Below are 13,708 nucleotides of genomic sequence, written 5' to 3'. Positions count from 1 at the left end.
ATCCCGGGGGGAATGGAAAGGGTAGAGATGAGCAACTCCTTGCATCGCAGAGGCTTTGACCGACGGTCATTTCTGCGGTACTCGTTGACGGCGGGCGGCGCGATCGGCGCCCTGGGGGCCACCGGGGTGCTGGCGGCGTGTAGCAGCGGCAGCGACTCCAGCTCCTCGGGTGCGTCGTCGACCAACCCGAAGGTGCAGCTGTCGTGGCAGAAGAACATCGAATTCGCCGGTGAGTACTGGGCTTTGGAGAACGGGTACTACGATCAGGCAGGCGTCGGCACGCCGGAACTGATGACCGGTGGCGGGGCGGGCACCGGCGTCGAGACCGGCCTGACGTCGAACAAGGTGTGGATCGGCATGACCGCACCGCAGCTCACCGCCCCGGTCATCCTGCAGGGCGCCAAACTGATGACGGTCGCCGCCACGTATCAGAAGAACCCGTTCTGCATCGTGTCCTCGGCGGATCGGCCGATCAAGACGCCTCAGGAGATGAAGGGCAAGAAGATCGGTGTGCAGGCGTCCAACGAGAACGTCTTCAAGGCGCTGTTGACGGCCAACAACATGACCGAGTCGGACATCCAGAAGATCACCGTCCAGTATGACCCGACACCACTGACCACCGGTGATGTGGACGGCTGGGTCAGCTATGTGACCAACGAGCCGATCACGCTGGCCGCCAGTGGATTTCCGAACACCAACTTCCTGTTCGCCGACTTCAATCTCCCGTTGGTCGCCGAAACCCTGGTGGTGCGGCAGGAGACGATCGACAACGAACGCGACAAGCTCAAGGCGTTCCTGAAGGCCGACATCCAGGGTTGGTATGACGCGGTCGCCGACCCGGCCGGTTCGGCGAAGCTCGCCGTCACCAAGTACGGCAAGGACCTCGGGCTCGACGAGGCCGAACAGACCAAGGAGGCCGCCGCGCAGAACGGTCTGGTCGTCTCGGCGGACACCAAGGCGAACGGGCTGCTGACGATGACCGACGCGCTCATCGCCGAGAACATGGTCGCGCTCGAGAAGGCCGGTTACACGCTGAAGCCGGAACAGATCTTCGATATGTCGCTGATCAAGGAGGTCTACGAGGAGAACCCCGACCTCAAGAAGTGACGGCTGACCCGGCCCGGCCGGCCTGCCCGGCGATGTCGAGCAGATCCCGGGCCGGGCCGCGCAGTCGGATGTTCCTGCGCCACACCGCACGTAATGGCCGGATCATGCGCAGGCCGGCGACGTCGACGCGAACCAGGCGGCCCGCCTCGATGTCATCGTCGACCGACAGGCGCGACAGCACCGCGGCGCCCGGGGAGGTCAGTACCGAAGCGCGTATCGCGGTGACCGACCGGAGTTCGATGAGCGGATCGGTCGGCGCGACACCCGAATCACGCAGCGCCGCTTCGAATGTGACGCGAGTTCCCGATCCCGGCTCACGCTGGATGAGAGGGGTGGCGGCCAGTTCGTCGAGGGTGACCCGGTGTCCGTCGGACCAGCGGTGGCCGGGGGCGACGACCACGACCAGCTCGTCTCTGGCCACCACGGTGCTGTCGAGATCGCCTGTCGGCCCGGGACTCTCGATGAATCCGAGATCGGCATCGCCGTGCTGGACGGTCTCCATGACCTCTGTGGAGTTCATCGGGCGCACCGACAGTTTCACGCCGCTCTGGGTTGCCAGCGTGCTGATCCAGCGCGGAACCAGATATTCGGCGACAGTCTTGGAGGCGGCGACGACGAGTGTCGCCTGTCGGGCGTCGACGAGTGAATCGATCCCGGCCATGAATTGCGCGGCGCGCTCGACGAGCGCGTTGGCCCACTCGAGCACGGCCATACCGTTGGGGGTGACGTCGACGCCGCCTGCGGAGCGCAGGAAGATCTCCACCCCGAGCTCGCGTTCGACGCTGCGGACCCGAGCGCTCACCGCCTGCTGGCTGATGCCGAGATCGCGGGCGGCGGCACCCATGCTGCCGAGTCGTGCGACCGTGACGACGACGTCGAGGGCGGCGATGTCGGGGAGGCGGCGGGCGACCACGCTCGGCTACTGGGCGGTGGGGGTTCCGCCGCCTTCGGTGTCGTCGGATGCGGCCACGGTGGCGTCCCCTGCGTCGGTGGTGTCGCTGTCCTCCGAGTCGTCGTCCTCGCGGAGCGGGTCGTAGCCGTCGACACCTTCGAGGACCGTCAGCTCCTGGTCGATCGCGGCGGAGACGGCCTTGGCTTCCTCTTTGATCTTGTTGATGAAGTTCGACATGACTGGCTCCTTCGCGCGACTGACCGAGGATCTCACCACCACTATATGGAGATTTGCCGGGTTCGAAGAATCGATTGGTCGGCGTTCGGCCGATCGTCACCTTTGTCGTGGAGATCAGCCCTTTTCACTTGCCGGCGACAGTCCTACAGTGTTGTGCACCGGATTGGTTGGGGCCGTCATCCGGGGCGTTGATCGGTTGTCGAGAACGATGAGGTTGCTGCGCGCGGTCGGGGCAGCACTGGGAGCACTGTTGCTGGGTGCGACGATGTCGTTTGCGTCGGCGCGGGCGACGCCGGTGCGTGCGGAGATCGTCGGTCGGACGATCGAGGGGCCGCAGCGGCAGGTGCTGTACGTCTACTCGGTCGCGATGGACCGGGTGATACCGATGGACGTGATCTTGCCTCGTGATCGATCCCCGGCGCCGATCCTCTATCTGCTGAACGGCGCGGGTGGCGGCGAGGATGCCGCGAGCTGGGCGAAACGCACCGATTATGTGCGGTTCTTCGCCGACAAGCACGTCACCGTCGTCACCCCGATGCGCGGCGCGTACTCGTACTACACCGATTGGTGGCGCGACGATCCGCGGCTCGGCCGGCAGAAATGGCAGACATTCCTGACCCGCGAGCTGCCGCCTCTCCTCGACGCGGCGTTCGGGGCGACCGGTGCCAACGCGCTGGCCGGTATCTCGATGGCGGGAACGTCGGTGCTCAACTTGGCGGAGGCGGCGCCCGGCCTGTACCGAGCGGTGGCGTCTTACAGCGGTTGCGCACGCACGAGCGATCCCCTGGGCCAGGCCTATGTGCGCGCGGTGGTGGAATTGCTGGGCGGCGCCGACGCCGAGAACATGTGGGGGCCGCTGGACGGGCCGGGCTGGCGTGAAAACGACCCCTATGTGAACGCTGACCGACTCCGTGGGACGGCCGTCTATCTGTCCACGGGCACAGGTGTGCCGGGGCCCGACGAAGCCCTGTCCACCGTGACCGACCCCGATTCCGCGATGGGACTGTTCCAGCGGATCGTGTACGGCGGCGGTATCGAGGTGGCCGTCAACGTCTGCACGCAACAGATGGCTCGTCGCCTCCGTGATCTCCACATCCCGGCAACGGTGCACATCCGACCGACCGGAACCCATTCCTGGGGCTACTGGGAGCGGGATCTGAAGGATTCGTGGCCGATGTTGTGGGCCGCGATGAACCGGTGAGGTCGCGACCACCGTGGAGCCGCCCAGGGGAATCGAACCCCTGACCTATTCATTACGAGTGAATTGCTCTACCGACTGAGCTAGGGCGGCGTGCTGCGCGAGGCAGCGCAAACGAGTGTAGCGAGCCGACCGGCACGCGACCAAACCGGGCGCCTGTCTGGTCGACGGGGCCCGGTCTGGGTAGTCGGGGTCAGGCGTCCGCCAACTCCGGCGCCAGCTGCGTGAGCCGGACGCTGTTGCCGGACGGATCACGGAACCCGGCATCGATCCCGTACGGACGCTGCTCCGGGGTTTCGGTGAACTCCACACCACGTGCCGCGAGCTCCTCGTAGGAGGCCTGGCAGTCGTCGGTGGTGAGGAACACGGTGCCGGCGAAGCCCTTGGCGGTGAGGTTCTGGATCTCTTCACGGGTGCCGTCGTCGATCATCGGTGGGCCGGGGATGTCCATCAGCACGATAGACACGTCGTTCTGCCCGGGCGGACCGACGGTCAACCAACGGAAGCCGCCCAGCTCCGCCATGGTGACGTCTTGCCGGATCTCCATGCCGACCTTGGTGGTCCAGAACTTCAGTGCCTCGTCCTGGTCGTGTACCCACAGTTGTGCGCTCGCAATGCGAATCATGGTGCTCACCTTCCATTTTCAGCGCATGAGAGGCGCTGGTTGATTGCTGGTGATGCTTACGCTACGAGCTCTCGGTACCGGCGCGCTTCTTCCCCTGTGCTGTCTTCTCGGCACGTGTCGTCGGACTCGGCCGGTTGTAGAGGCGCATCACGCACGTCGGCACCGGGACCTGATTCATCGCGGGCGGGAACGACGCCCGATAGGCCGTCGGGGTCTTACCGAACGCCTTGCTGAAGCTCGTGGTGAACGACCCGACGCTCGACAGGCCGACCGACATGCAGATGTCGGCGACCGGGCGGTCGGTGTTGCGCAGCATCGCGGCCGCACGCTCGAGTCGTCGGGTCTGTAGGTAGGCGTGCGGCGATTCGCCGAAGGTGGCGGTGAATGCGCGGGTGAAATGGGCGCGGGAGAGTTTCGCGGCGGCCGCCATGTCATCGACGGTCAACGGTTCGGCGAACCGGGCGTCGACGAGATCCTTGGCCCGCAACAGGTGACGGGCCGGCGGAGCGCTGGTCATGCCGTCGATTATGCGCCGCCGGACTGACGTTCTTCGAGTCTATTCAGCAGCGCGCGCCCGCGCGGGGACAGCTCGTAGCCGACCTCGAGACTCCGGGTGAGGCCAAGCTTCTTCAGCTTCCGGACGTCGAGCTTGAAATCGGGCCGATCCCTGCCCAATTCGGCAGCGAGCTCCGTCGAGACGACGGCGGGTCGTCGTCTGATGATCTCGAGGGTCGCGCGGGTCCATGGACCGTGTGACGAGCGGTCGTCCAGGCGCTGCAGGCGCATCAGGAGGTCCGCGATGTCGTCGTCGGACAACGCGTCGTCTTCGCGGAGCGCTATCCGCGGATCGGGGCCGGCCCAGCGCAGCCCCACCCGGAAGATGGGGTCGTCGTTCTTGCGGAGTTTCGCGATGGCCGCCGCAGCGGTGGCGAAGCCTGCGCGTCGCGCATCGTCGTCGGAGATGGCGCCCGCCTCGACCTGATCCACCGAGACGATCTCGATGACCCCGGCCGAACTGATGAACGTCGAACCCGCCTTGACCCGCGCGGCCTTCCACCGGCGGAAGGCCAGGTCAAGCGCTCCGTCCGCCACACCCTGCGCCGCTTGCACGGGAAGAAGCACACGATGAGGGTACCGACGATCGCCTCACGGTCGTAGGGTGCAGGAATGACCGGATCCAGTGGAACACCAGTCAGCGCCGCGGCGGCCACCGAAGCACTCTCCGATCCATGGCGGGTCCTCGCCGACACCGTCTACGCCGGATTCCGCACCAAGAACATGGTGCGTGGCGGCGAGTTCGTCGCGAAGATCATCGAGGCCGCCGAAGCGGCCGGACATCATCCCGACATCGACTTGCGTTACGGTTCAGTGCATCTCGCGCTGACCACCCATAGTGCGCACTGCCTGACCGAGGCCGACGTGGCATTGGCCAACCGGATCTCGGCCATCGCCGCAGACCTCGACCTCGAGCTCGCCGCGGCTCCACCGGGCCGCTTCGAACTCGGTATCGACGCCATGGACATCGCCAACGTGCGACCGTTCTGGAAGGCGGTCCTCGGTTACCGCGACGAACCGGAGCAGACCTCGATGGACCTGTCCGATCCGGCCGGGGTGCTGCCCGGTGTGTGGTTCCAGCAGATGGACGAACCACGCCCGCAGCGCAATCGGGTCCACTTCGACCTCTGGCTGCCGCACGACGCGGTGAAGGAGCGGATCTCGGCGGCCCTCGAGGCGGGTGGGCAGCTGCTCACCGACGAGTTCGCGCCGGAATGGTGGGTACTCGCCGACCCGGAAGGCAACGAGATCTGCCTCTGTACATGGCGGGGCCGGGACTGACCTCACACATCCGCCGCAATCGTCCCCGTGGCGTCGTTCCGAGGGGTATTTTCCCTCGGTCAGTGCTCAGGGGGACGATGGTCGCGTCCGAGGCAGTCGATGGCGGTCGGCGTCGGTGATCACGCAGATGTCGGCGAGCACCTCGTCCCACCCGTAAAGGACGTCGTCGTAGGTCACGCGAAATGGAATGAGCCGTTGCGTGAACGACTTTCGATCCCTCCGGCGGTCCTTGTGGTAGTTCTCCCGACTGGTGTGATGCTCCTTGCTGTCACACTCGATGATCAGCTTTCCGACCTTCAGGTCGACATGGCCGACGCCTGGGACCCGGGCCTGGACCTCGACATGAAAACCGCGTGCACGTAGTCGCAGGCGTACCGCAGACTCGGTTCCTGACTGGGACCCGGGGTCGCACTTGCTCAGCATCCTCACGATCCGACGGCTTGTCTGGGGCAACCGTGCCGCAAGTTCATCCACACTGATCTGCGACTTGTTGAGGACGGAGTCCGCAGTGATGATCCAGTCCTCCTCGCTCATGCATCCGGCCGCACAGGCCAGTGCGATCTCGGGCGGATCGAGCGATGTCGTCACCGGCAGCGGGCGCCCGGGGGTCCGGCAGAAGTCGTGCCGTTTCGCGCCCTGATGTTTTGAACCGCGGACATGAAGCCTGTGGTAACCCGGCATCACCCAGAAGCCATGTCGCCGAAGTGCGGACACGCAACTCACGCAGCCGCCGCGTCGAGCCGCTTCGATGGCCTCGGGATCGGCGTCGGTCGGCGCATACCAGCCCCGGCCCGGCCTGGAAAGGTGCCCGGCCCGCAGTGCACGGCGCATCTCGGAGTCGGTTATGCCCAGCGTGTTGAGTTCGGCACGGGTGTACACCCGCGGTTCGAGTTCCATGCCATATGAGACGCGCCAGGCACGTGCGTGGATCCGTAGTGACGACAATCGTCCCCGTGAGCGACATCCGAGGGTTTATTTCCCTCGGTGGACGCTCACGGGGACGATCGTGGTCACCAGTGGGTCGAGCGGTCGGCTCAGGCGACGCCTTCGGCCCGCGCGGCGTCGGCGACGGCCGCCGCGACCGCCGGGGCGACGCGATCATCGAGCGGGCTCGGCACGATCTTGTCGGTGCGCAGGTCGTCGGCGACGACGGAGAAGATCGCCTCCGCGGCGGCGAGCTTCATGCGCTCGGTGATCCGGCGGGCACCGGCGTCGAGGGCACCCGCGAACACACCCGGGAAGGCGAGGACGTTGTTGATCTGATTCGGGAAGTCGCTGCGGCCGGTCGCGACGATCGCGGCATGCTTGGCGGCGACGGTCGGGTGGATCTCCGGGTCCGGATTGGACAACGCGAACACGATCGCGTCATCGGCCATCGACGCGATGAGCGATTCGTCGATCTTGCCCGCGGAGACACCGAGGAACACATCGGCGCCGGCCAACGCCTCGGCGGGCCCACCCCCGAGACTGCGCGGATTGGTGCGTTCGGCCAACTCCTGCTTGATCTCGTTCAGGTCGTCGCGATGGAAGCTGACGATCCCCTTGGAATCGAGCACCACGACATCGGTCACCCCGGCGTGGCCGAGGATGTTGGCACACGCCACGCCCGCGGCACCGGCGCCGGAGATGACCACCTTGAGGTCCCGCAGGTCACGCTTCTGCAGTGCCATCGCACCCTTGAGGGCGGCCAACACGACGATCGCGGTGCCGTGCTGGTCGTCGTGCATGACCGGGCAGTCCAGCGCTTCGATGACGCGGCGTTCGATCTCGAAGCAGCGCGGTGCGGAGATGTCCTCGAGGTTCACCGCGCCGAAGCTCGGGCGCAGGCGGATGAGTGTCTCGACGATCTCGTCGGGGTCCTGGGTGTCGAGCACGATCGGGATCGAGTTCAGTCCGGCGAAGGTACGGAACAGTGCCGACTTGCCCTCCATGACCGGCAGTGACGCCCGCGGTCCGATGTCGCCGAGGCCGAGGACGGCCGAACCGTCGGAGACGACGGCCACCAGGCGATCGGTCCAGGTGTATTTCTTGACCAGTTCGGTCTCGTTGTCGATCGCGCGGGACACCTGGGCCACACCCGGGGTGTAGGCGATCGAGAGGTCGCGCTGGGTGTCGATCGGTGAACGCAACTCCACCGAGAGCTTGCCACCGACGTGGGCCATGAAGATCTCTTCGTCGGTGATGGGGAGGTCGTCGATCGTGGGCTCCTTGAACGGTGCTCGCGCCTGATGGTCGGTGGGGACGTTGTCTGCCGTGCTGGCCACGGTTTTCCTCCTGGTAGCCCGCGTCGAAATCGACGGGTATCTACGGTGGCGCCACGTCACTGGGGCACCCCTACAACTGCCCGGCCCGGGGCGCGGAGTGGATGTGACCTCCGGCCGTACCGCGAACCGCCGCGTCCCGTAGACGGATGAACCTGGGTCGCGGAACCCGCTCAGTGTCGCACCGCGTGCGTGGGTCGATCAAGGTGACCCCCGATTGATCGCGCAGACAGATAAGATACAACTTGTGTCTATGTCGTGGACAACCGGTAAATCGGCTGCTGAACGTGTGTATCGCGAGGTCAAAGGCCAGATTCTCACAAACGAGATCGTCGGCGGTGAGCTGATCAGCGAAGGGGAGATCGCAGCCAAATGTGATGTGAGTCGCACCCCTGTGCGGGAGGCCTTCCTCCGCCTCGAGGCCGAGGGGTGGATGCGTCTGTATCCGAAGCGGGGCGCGCTGGTGGTGCCGATCTCCGATCGCGAGGCACGCGACGTGGTGGCTGCGCGGCGGTTGCTGGAGGAGAACGCGGTGCGTTCGCTCGTCGACGATCCGGTCGCCCGGGAGCATCTCGTCGGACGTCTCGAACGCAACCTCGCACGGCATCGCCACGCCGATCCCGCCGACATCGCCGAGTTCTCGCGGCTCGACGCCGACTTCCACCAGCGCATCGTCACCGCGGGTGACAACCCGCTGCTGGCCGACTTCTTCGTGAGCCTCGGCGAACGTCATCGCCGGATGACGACCGCCAGTGTCAACCGAGACGAGACCGTCGCTGCCCGCATCCTGAGCGACCATCGTGAGCTGCTCGCCGCCATCGAGCAGGGCGACGCCGACGCGTTCGCCGCGGCGCTCGACGCACATCTCACCGGAGTGCACAACCTGCGGCCGGGAGGCGACCGATGAGCGTGTCAACGCTGCGGCGGCCGGAGGAGTCCGCCGTCGGCCGACGACGGTGGCTGCCCGTGGCCCTGGCGGTGTTCACCGCCGCCTGGGGCGGCAACGAGTTCACGCCCCTGCTCGTCATGTACCGGCAGGACGGGAACCTGTCCGCGGTGGCGGTGGACAGCTTGCTGTTCACCTATGTGCTCGGCATCGTCCCGGCCCTGCTGATCGGCGGACCGCTCTCGGACCGGCTCGGACGACGGCCCCTCATGGTGCCCGCACCCCTGTTCGCCGCGCTCGGTTCCCTTCTGCTCGCCCTGGGCGCCCACTCATTCGCGCTGCTCGGTATCGGCCGGATCGCCAGCGGTGTCGCGCTCGGACTGTCCATGGCCGTCGGCGGCAGCTGGATCGCCGAGATCAGTGCGCGTGACGGCGACCGCGCTGGTGCCGGTGCGCGTCGCGCGGCGATGAGTCTCACCGCGGGCTTCGGTATCGGGGCGGGCTTGGCCGGGGTGCTCGCCGAGTGGGGTCCGTGGCCGACGGTCACGCCCTATGCGGTCAACATCGTCCTCGCAGGGGTCGCACTCGCCGGTGTCCTCCGCGCGCCGGAGACCCGGGAGCGCCTCCGAACGCCGGGCCGTCTCGTCGAGGACCTGAAGATCACCGGCGTCACACAACGACGGTTCCTGCTCGTCGTGCTGCCCGTCGCCCCATGGGTGTTCGGGGCCGCGGCGTCGGCGTACGCGGTGATCCCCGCGCTGATGTCGGCGCGCACCGCCGGGGCACCCATCGCGTTCGCCGGTCTGTGCTGCGTCCTCGGCCTCGGCGCCGGATTCGGGATCCAGTCGCTCGGCCGTCGCCTCGACGTTCCCGGCAGTGTGCGGGGGCCGATGCTCGCGCTCGTGATGCTCGCGGTCGGCATGGCGTTGGCGGCCGTCGCGGCGCACCTGCTGACCGTGTGGATCGCGTTGGTCGCCGCGGTGGTGTTGGGCTGTGGGTACGGCATGTCGATGATCGCCGGGCTGCTGGAAGTGCAGCGCATCGCCGCCCCGGCCAACCTCGCGGGGTTGACCGCCGTCTTCTACAGCGTCACCTACCTGGGCTTCGCGGTGCCGGCCATCCTGGCCGCGATCTCGGAGAACTACTCGTGGGTGACCTATCCGATGATGTTCGGGTTCGGGGTGGTGGCAGCGCTGGGATGCCTGCTGATCGTGGTGGTCGCACATCGCGCCGAGCGGGCTGCCGGGGTGCCGGCCGGCGACCGGTAGCCTCGTGCTGGTCATCGGAGTAGCCGGCGGGCCGTCGACGGGGGCGGATTCGTCGCCACCCGATCCCTGACGCTCGCGCCGAGCGGGCGTGGCGTATCGCCCCACGGACTCCGCGGATACGGACATGGGAGGTTGCGGGGCGATGATGCTGGGGGCATGGGTCACCATCGTGACGTCCCTGATGCTGGTGGTGCCCGGGGCGTTGGTCGGCCGGCGGATGTATCTGCCGTGGCCGGTCGCGATCGCGGCCGGTCCGCCCATCACGTTCGCCATCGTCAGTGTCTTCACCGTGCTCTACTCGGCCATCGGGTTCGAATGGAATCTGGTGACGGCCCTGCTCGCCCTGGTGATCACGCTGCTCGCGGCCTGGGCGTACGCCGCGGTGCTGCGGACCCGTCGGCTCGCCGGTTGGGCACCGCGCGGGTCCGACACCGACGACCCGCCGCTGAGTGGGCGCGCCATGATCCCGCTGGTCGCGGGGATCGGCCTGGGTGCGGTGATCGTCGCGATCACCTGCATCCGACCTCTGCTCACCAGCACGTTTGCCGGGCTGAACAACATCTCCCAGGTGTGGGATTCGTTGTGGCACGCGAGTTCGCTGCGCTGGATTCACGAAACCGGGGTCGGGTCGGCGCTACGCATGGGCGAACTGATGAACTACGACACCCACGCGTTCAACTACTACCCCAACACCTGGCATGCGCTCGGTGCGGTTCTGATGCCGATCACCGGCGCCAATCCCGTCGAGCTCTACAACACCTATTCGCCGGCTGTCCTGGCGATCACGGTGCCGTTCGGAGTCGCCTCCCTCGCGTACTGGTTCGCCCGGCACCGCTACGACACCAACCGGTCGGCGATGGTGGCCGGGGTGGCCGGTGCCGTGTCGGCGATCTTCCCGTCGTTGCCCTACGTCGAGGTCGAGCTCACCTCGGTCCCGAACGCGGTGGGTGTCTCGATGGCTCCGGTCGCCGCCATCCTGGTGATCAGCGCCGTCCGCGACCGCCGGCGGGTGCTGCCGGCCGCAGCCGCCGTGTCGGGCGTCGCGGCGACGCACCCGTCGGGTCTGATCCTCGCCGGCGTGATCGTCGGGTTGTGGTGGCTACTGGAGGGACTGTGGCGGCCCGCGTACGGGCGTGTGCGCGACGTCGCGACGCTGGCCGTTACGGGCGCCATCACGCTCGTGGGGATCGCGCCCGTCGTCTACGGGACCATCAAGGTCGCCGACACCAACGAGCTGCCGTTCTTCGACTTCCGTGAGGAAGGCATCGGAATCCTGAAGGGACTGGGCCAGGCCGCGTTCAACGGCACCATCCCACTCGAGAAGTACTACCCGGTCTGGGGTCTGATCGCGCTCACGGTCATCGGCCTCGGTGTGCTGGTGTGGATGCGGTGTTGGGCCGGACTCGCCGGGTGGGTGGTCTTCGTCGGGGTCACCGCGAACTCGGTGGTCGCGCTGGGGCCGCTGTCGTATCCGTTGGGTGCCATCGGCGGCTACTTCTACAACTCTCCACACCGGTTGACCTTTGTGGTGGCGATCTTCTCCGCCGCCGCTGCCGGGCTCGCGCTCGGCGTCATCGCGCTCGGCCTGGCCGACCTGGTGTCCCGCCGCACGTCCCGCGACCCGGCGGCCGAGGCGCGGTCGACGCGATGGGTGGTGCCCGCCGCGTTCGCGGTGCTCCTCGTGCTGATCGCCGGCGCCGGAGTGCTGCGCTACCCGCCGAATGCGCAGATCGCATCGAAGGAACGCGGCGGCAAATTCATCGGTCCCGACGACCTCGCCGCCTACCACTGGCTCGAGGCGCGGCCGGACGCGCACGACGCCCTGATCCTGAACAACCTGGACCAGGGGACCGGCTGGATCTACCCGGTCACCGGGCTCACCCCGATGTTCCCGTTCTACCGGGCCAACGACTTCTCACAGCGCCAGCGTGATGTGTTCTGGGGCGTGTCCACGATCGGTGCGGACCCGTACATCGATGGCATCGTCCGGGACATGAACGTGCACTACGTGATCGACAGTCCGCCGAGCTACTGGGCCTTCCAGAACGGCGTGCCCGACCCGGAGCACGGGGTGCAAGGCGACCCCTTCCTGGCGCTGCGCGAACACGGTGCGCCCGGGCTCACTCCGGTGTTCCGTCAGGGCAACGTGACCGTGTACCGGGTCAACGATTCGGTTCTCGCGTCACCGACCAGCTGAGGCGAGGCGATGTGGCGATAGTCGTCCCCGTCACGGCCGGGCGAGGGGATATTCCGTCGGCCGGCTCCCTGCGGGACGATTGCAGCCACCAGGCTCAGGCGTCCGGGTACCCTTCCGGGTTCTTCGACTGCCACCGCCAGGTGTCTTCGCACATGTCGTCGATGGTCTTGTACGCCTGCCAGCCGAGATCGGCGTTGGCCTTCGACGGGTCGGCGTAGGAGGCGGCGATGTCGCCGGCGCGGCGGGGTGCGATCTCGTAGCGGACTGGGCGGCCGCTGGCGCGTTCGAATGCCTTGATCACCTCGAGCACCGACACGCCCTGCCCGGTGCCGAGGTTCCAGATCGACATCGGATCCGAGCCCACGCTGATGCGGGCGAGCGCGGCGACATGTCCGGCGGCGAGGTCGTCGACATGGATGTAGTCGCGGACTCCCGTGCCGTCAGGGGTGTCGTAGTCGTCGCCGAACACCGACAGCTTCTCCCGGCGCCCGACCGCCACCTGCGCCACGAACGGCATCAGGTTGTTGGGGATACCGCTGGGGTCCTCGCCGATGTCGCCGCTGGCGTGGGCACCGACCGGGTTGAAGTAGCGCAGCGCGGCCATGCGCCAGCGGTCGTCGCTCGCGGCGACGTCGGCGAGGATCTGCTCGATCATCACCTTGGTCCAGCCGTACGGGTTGGTCGCCGACGTCGGCAGATCTTCGGTCATCGGCAGCTGCGGGTCGGCGCCGTAGACGGTCGCCGACGACGAGAACACCAGGGTTCGGACGTCGTGGCGGTCCATCGCCCGGAGCAGTGAGAAGGTGCTGCCCAGATTGTTCTGGTAGTAGTCCAGCGGCTTCGCCACCGATTCGCCGACGGCTTTGAACCCCGCGAAGTGGATCACCGCGTCGATGTGTTCGTGGGCGAACAGATGCTCGGTCTTGTCCACGTCGGCGAGATCGAACGAGTGAACCGGGATCGACGTCCCGGTCAACGCCTCGAGCCGGCCGACCACTGTCGGTTTGGCGTTGCTGAAATCGTCCACGACCACGACGTCGTGGCCGGCCTCGGCGAGTCTGATGACGGTGTGTGAGCCGATGTAGCCGGCGCCGCCGCTGACGAGTACACGCATGGTCACCACCGTATGCGGCGACTCTGGGAGAGCGCCGCAGAGATCCTGTGTGTTGTCGGCCTCATGCACAGGGGATACGGTCTGCGT

General features: G+C 67.1%; 14 protein-coding genes and 1 tRNA gene. 6 read left to right on the top strand and 9 right to left on the bottom strand.

Annotated features, from left to right (window positions below; genetic code table 11):
* The first annotated feature begins 27 nt into the window (after nucleotides 1–27).
* Nucleotides 28–1,107, top strand: coding sequence for an ABC transporter substrate-binding protein (locus ACVT6V_RS00965; RefSeq protein WP_489897959.1), 1,080 nt, complete (start codon nucleotides 28–30; stop codon nucleotides 1,105–1,107).
* Here the strand turns inward: ACVT6V_RS00965 and ACVT6V_RS00960 are convergent.
* Both ACVT6V_RS00960 and ACVT6V_RS00955 read right to left on the bottom strand, forming a co-directional pair.
* On the bottom strand, nucleotides 1,097–2,020 hold the full coding sequence (locus tag ACVT6V_RS00960) for a LysR family transcriptional regulator (RefSeq protein ID WP_489897958.1): 924 nt from the start codon (nucleotides 2,018–2,020) through the stop codon (nucleotides 1,097–1,099). The genes ACVT6V_RS00965 and ACVT6V_RS00960 overlap by 11 nt on opposite strands.
* A gap of 6 nt (nucleotides 2,021–2,026) precedes the next feature.
* Complete coding sequence (locus ACVT6V_RS00955) at nucleotides 2,027–2,236, bottom strand: hypothetical protein (protein WP_489897957.1); 210 nt, start codon at nucleotides 2,234–2,236, stop codon at nucleotides 2,027–2,029.
* 208 nt (nucleotides 2,237–2,444) lie between these two features.
* On the opposite strand from ACVT6V_RS00955, the gene ACVT6V_RS00950 reads away from it, so the two are divergent.
* Nucleotides 2,445–3,437 (top strand): alpha/beta hydrolase, encoded by a 993-nt coding sequence (locus tag ACVT6V_RS00950; RefSeq protein ID WP_489897956.1) that lies wholly within the window; start codon nucleotides 2,445–2,447, stop codon nucleotides 3,435–3,437.
* Between the two features lie 14 nt (nucleotides 3,438–3,451).
* On the opposite strand, the gene ACVT6V_RS00945 is transcribed toward ACVT6V_RS00950, so the two are convergent.
* From ACVT6V_RS00945 to ACVT6V_RS00930, 4 genes are all read right to left on the bottom strand, one after another.
* Nucleotides 3,452–3,527 (bottom strand) — tRNA-Thr (locus tag ACVT6V_RS00945).
* A gap of 100 nt (nucleotides 3,528–3,627) precedes the next feature.
* Complete coding sequence (locus ACVT6V_RS00940; RefSeq protein ID WP_489897955.1) at nucleotides 3,628–4,059, bottom strand: VOC family protein; 432 nt, start codon at nucleotides 4,057–4,059, stop codon at nucleotides 3,628–3,630.
* Nucleotides 4,060–4,120: 61 nt separating this feature from the next.
* Nucleotides 4,121–4,576: a helix-turn-helix domain-containing protein gene (locus ACVT6V_RS00935; protein ID WP_489897954.1), complete on the bottom strand. Its 456-nt coding sequence runs from the start codon at nucleotides 4,574–4,576 to the stop codon at nucleotides 4,121–4,123.
* A gap of 8 nt (nucleotides 4,577–4,584) precedes the next feature.
* Nucleotides 4,585–5,181, bottom strand: a complete 597-nt coding sequence (locus ACVT6V_RS00930; RefSeq protein WP_489897953.1) for a hypothetical protein — start codon at nucleotides 5,179–5,181, stop codon at nucleotides 4,585–4,587.
* 45 nt (nucleotides 5,182–5,226) lie between these two features.
* On the opposite strand from ACVT6V_RS00930, the gene ACVT6V_RS00925 reads away from it, so the two are divergent.
* Nucleotides 5,227–5,895 (top strand): 4a-hydroxytetrahydrobiopterin dehydratase, encoded by a 669-nt coding sequence (locus ACVT6V_RS00925; protein WP_489897952.1) that lies wholly within the window; start codon nucleotides 5,227–5,229, stop codon nucleotides 5,893–5,895.
* Nucleotides 5,896–5,961: 66 nt separating this feature from the next.
* Here ACVT6V_RS00925 and ACVT6V_RS00920 read toward each other — a convergent pair whose 3' ends face one another.
* A complete protein-coding gene (locus ACVT6V_RS00920) occupies nucleotides 5,962–6,792 on the bottom strand; it encodes a hypothetical protein (protein WP_489897951.1) in 831 nt (276 codons plus the stop codon).
* A 137-nt stretch (nucleotides 6,793–6,929) separates the two neighbouring features.
* The gene (locus ACVT6V_RS00915; RefSeq protein WP_489897950.1) at nucleotides 6,930–8,159 is read right to left on the bottom strand and encodes an NAD(P)-dependent malic enzyme; all 1,230 of its coding nucleotides are present in this window, start codon (nucleotides 8,157–8,159) and stop codon (nucleotides 6,930–6,932) included.
* Nucleotides 8,160–8,409: 250 nt separating this feature from the next.
* Here ACVT6V_RS00915 and ACVT6V_RS00910 point away from each other — a divergent pair, with 250 nt between their 5' ends.
* The 3 genes from ACVT6V_RS00910 (at nucleotide 8,410) to ACVT6V_RS00900 (ending at nucleotide 12,507) form a co-directional block, all read left to right on the top strand.
* Nucleotides 8,410–9,063: a GntR family transcriptional regulator gene (locus ACVT6V_RS00910; RefSeq protein WP_489897949.1), complete on the top strand. Its 654-nt coding sequence runs from the start codon at nucleotides 8,410–8,412 to the stop codon at nucleotides 9,061–9,063.
* Nucleotides 9,060–10,310, top strand: a complete 1,251-nt coding sequence (locus ACVT6V_RS00905; protein ID WP_489897948.1) for an MFS transporter — start codon at nucleotides 9,060–9,062, stop codon at nucleotides 10,308–10,310. Before ACVT6V_RS00910 ends, ACVT6V_RS00905 begins: the two co-directional genes overlap by 4 nt.
* A 142-nt stretch (nucleotides 10,311–10,452) precedes the next feature.
* The gene (locus tag ACVT6V_RS00900) at nucleotides 10,453–12,507 is read left to right on the top strand and encodes a DUF6541 family protein (protein ID WP_489897947.1); all 2,055 of its coding nucleotides are present in this window, start codon (nucleotides 10,453–10,455) and stop codon (nucleotides 12,505–12,507) included.
* Between the two features lie 94 nt (nucleotides 12,508–12,601).
* Here the strand turns inward: ACVT6V_RS00900 and galE are convergent, their stop codons facing one another.
* A complete protein-coding gene (gene galE, locus ACVT6V_RS00895; RefSeq protein ID WP_489897946.1) occupies nucleotides 12,602–13,621 on the bottom strand; it encodes a UDP-glucose 4-epimerase GalE in 1,020 nt (339 codons plus the stop codon).
* Nucleotides 13,622–13,708 lie beyond the last annotated feature (87 nt).

It is taken from the genome of Gordonia sp. LMA167, assembly GCF_058130025.1.
This window is presented reverse-complemented; position numbering and strand designations above follow the sequence as displayed.

Coding starts and splice junctions, on each gene's coding strand:
- ACVT6V_RS00920 (WP_489897951.1), bottom strand. CDS start 6,792: ATGGAACTCGAACCGCGGGTGTACACCCGTGCCGAACTCAACACGCTG.
- ACVT6V_RS00950 (WP_489897956.1), top strand. CDS start 2,445: ATGAGGTTGCTGCGCGCGGTCGGGGCAGCACTGGGAGCACTGTTGCTG.
- ACVT6V_RS00940 (WP_489897955.1), bottom strand. CDS start 4,059: ATGATTCGCATTGCGAGCGCACAACTGTGGGTACACGACCAGGACGAG.
- ACVT6V_RS00900 (WP_489897947.1), top strand. CDS start 10,453: ATGATGCTGGGGGCATGGGTCACCATCGTGACGTCCCTGATGCTGGTG.
- ACVT6V_RS00955 (WP_489897957.1), bottom strand. CDS start 2,236: ATGTCGAACTTCATCAACAAGATCAAAGAGGAAGCCAAGGCCGTCTCC.
- galE (WP_489897946.1), bottom strand. CDS start 13,621: ATGCGTGTACTCGTCAGCGGCGGCGCCGGCTACATCGGCTCACACACC.
- ACVT6V_RS00925 (WP_489897952.1), top strand. CDS start 5,227: ATGACCGGATCCAGTGGAACACCAGTCAGCGCCGCGGCGGCCACCGAA.
- ACVT6V_RS00965 (WP_489897959.1), top strand. CDS start 28: ATGAGCAACTCCTTGCATCGCAGAGGCTTTGACCGACGGTCATTTCTG.
- ACVT6V_RS00905 (WP_489897948.1), top strand. CDS start 9,060: ATGAGCGTGTCAACGCTGCGGCGGCCGGAGGAGTCCGCCGTCGGCCGA.
- ACVT6V_RS00910 (WP_489897949.1), top strand. CDS start 8,410: ATGTCGTGGACAACCGGTAAATCGGCTGCTGAACGTGTGTATCGCGAG.
- ACVT6V_RS00935 (WP_489897954.1), bottom strand. CDS start 4,576: ATGACCAGCGCTCCGCCGGCCCGTCACCTGTTGCGGGCCAAGGATCTC.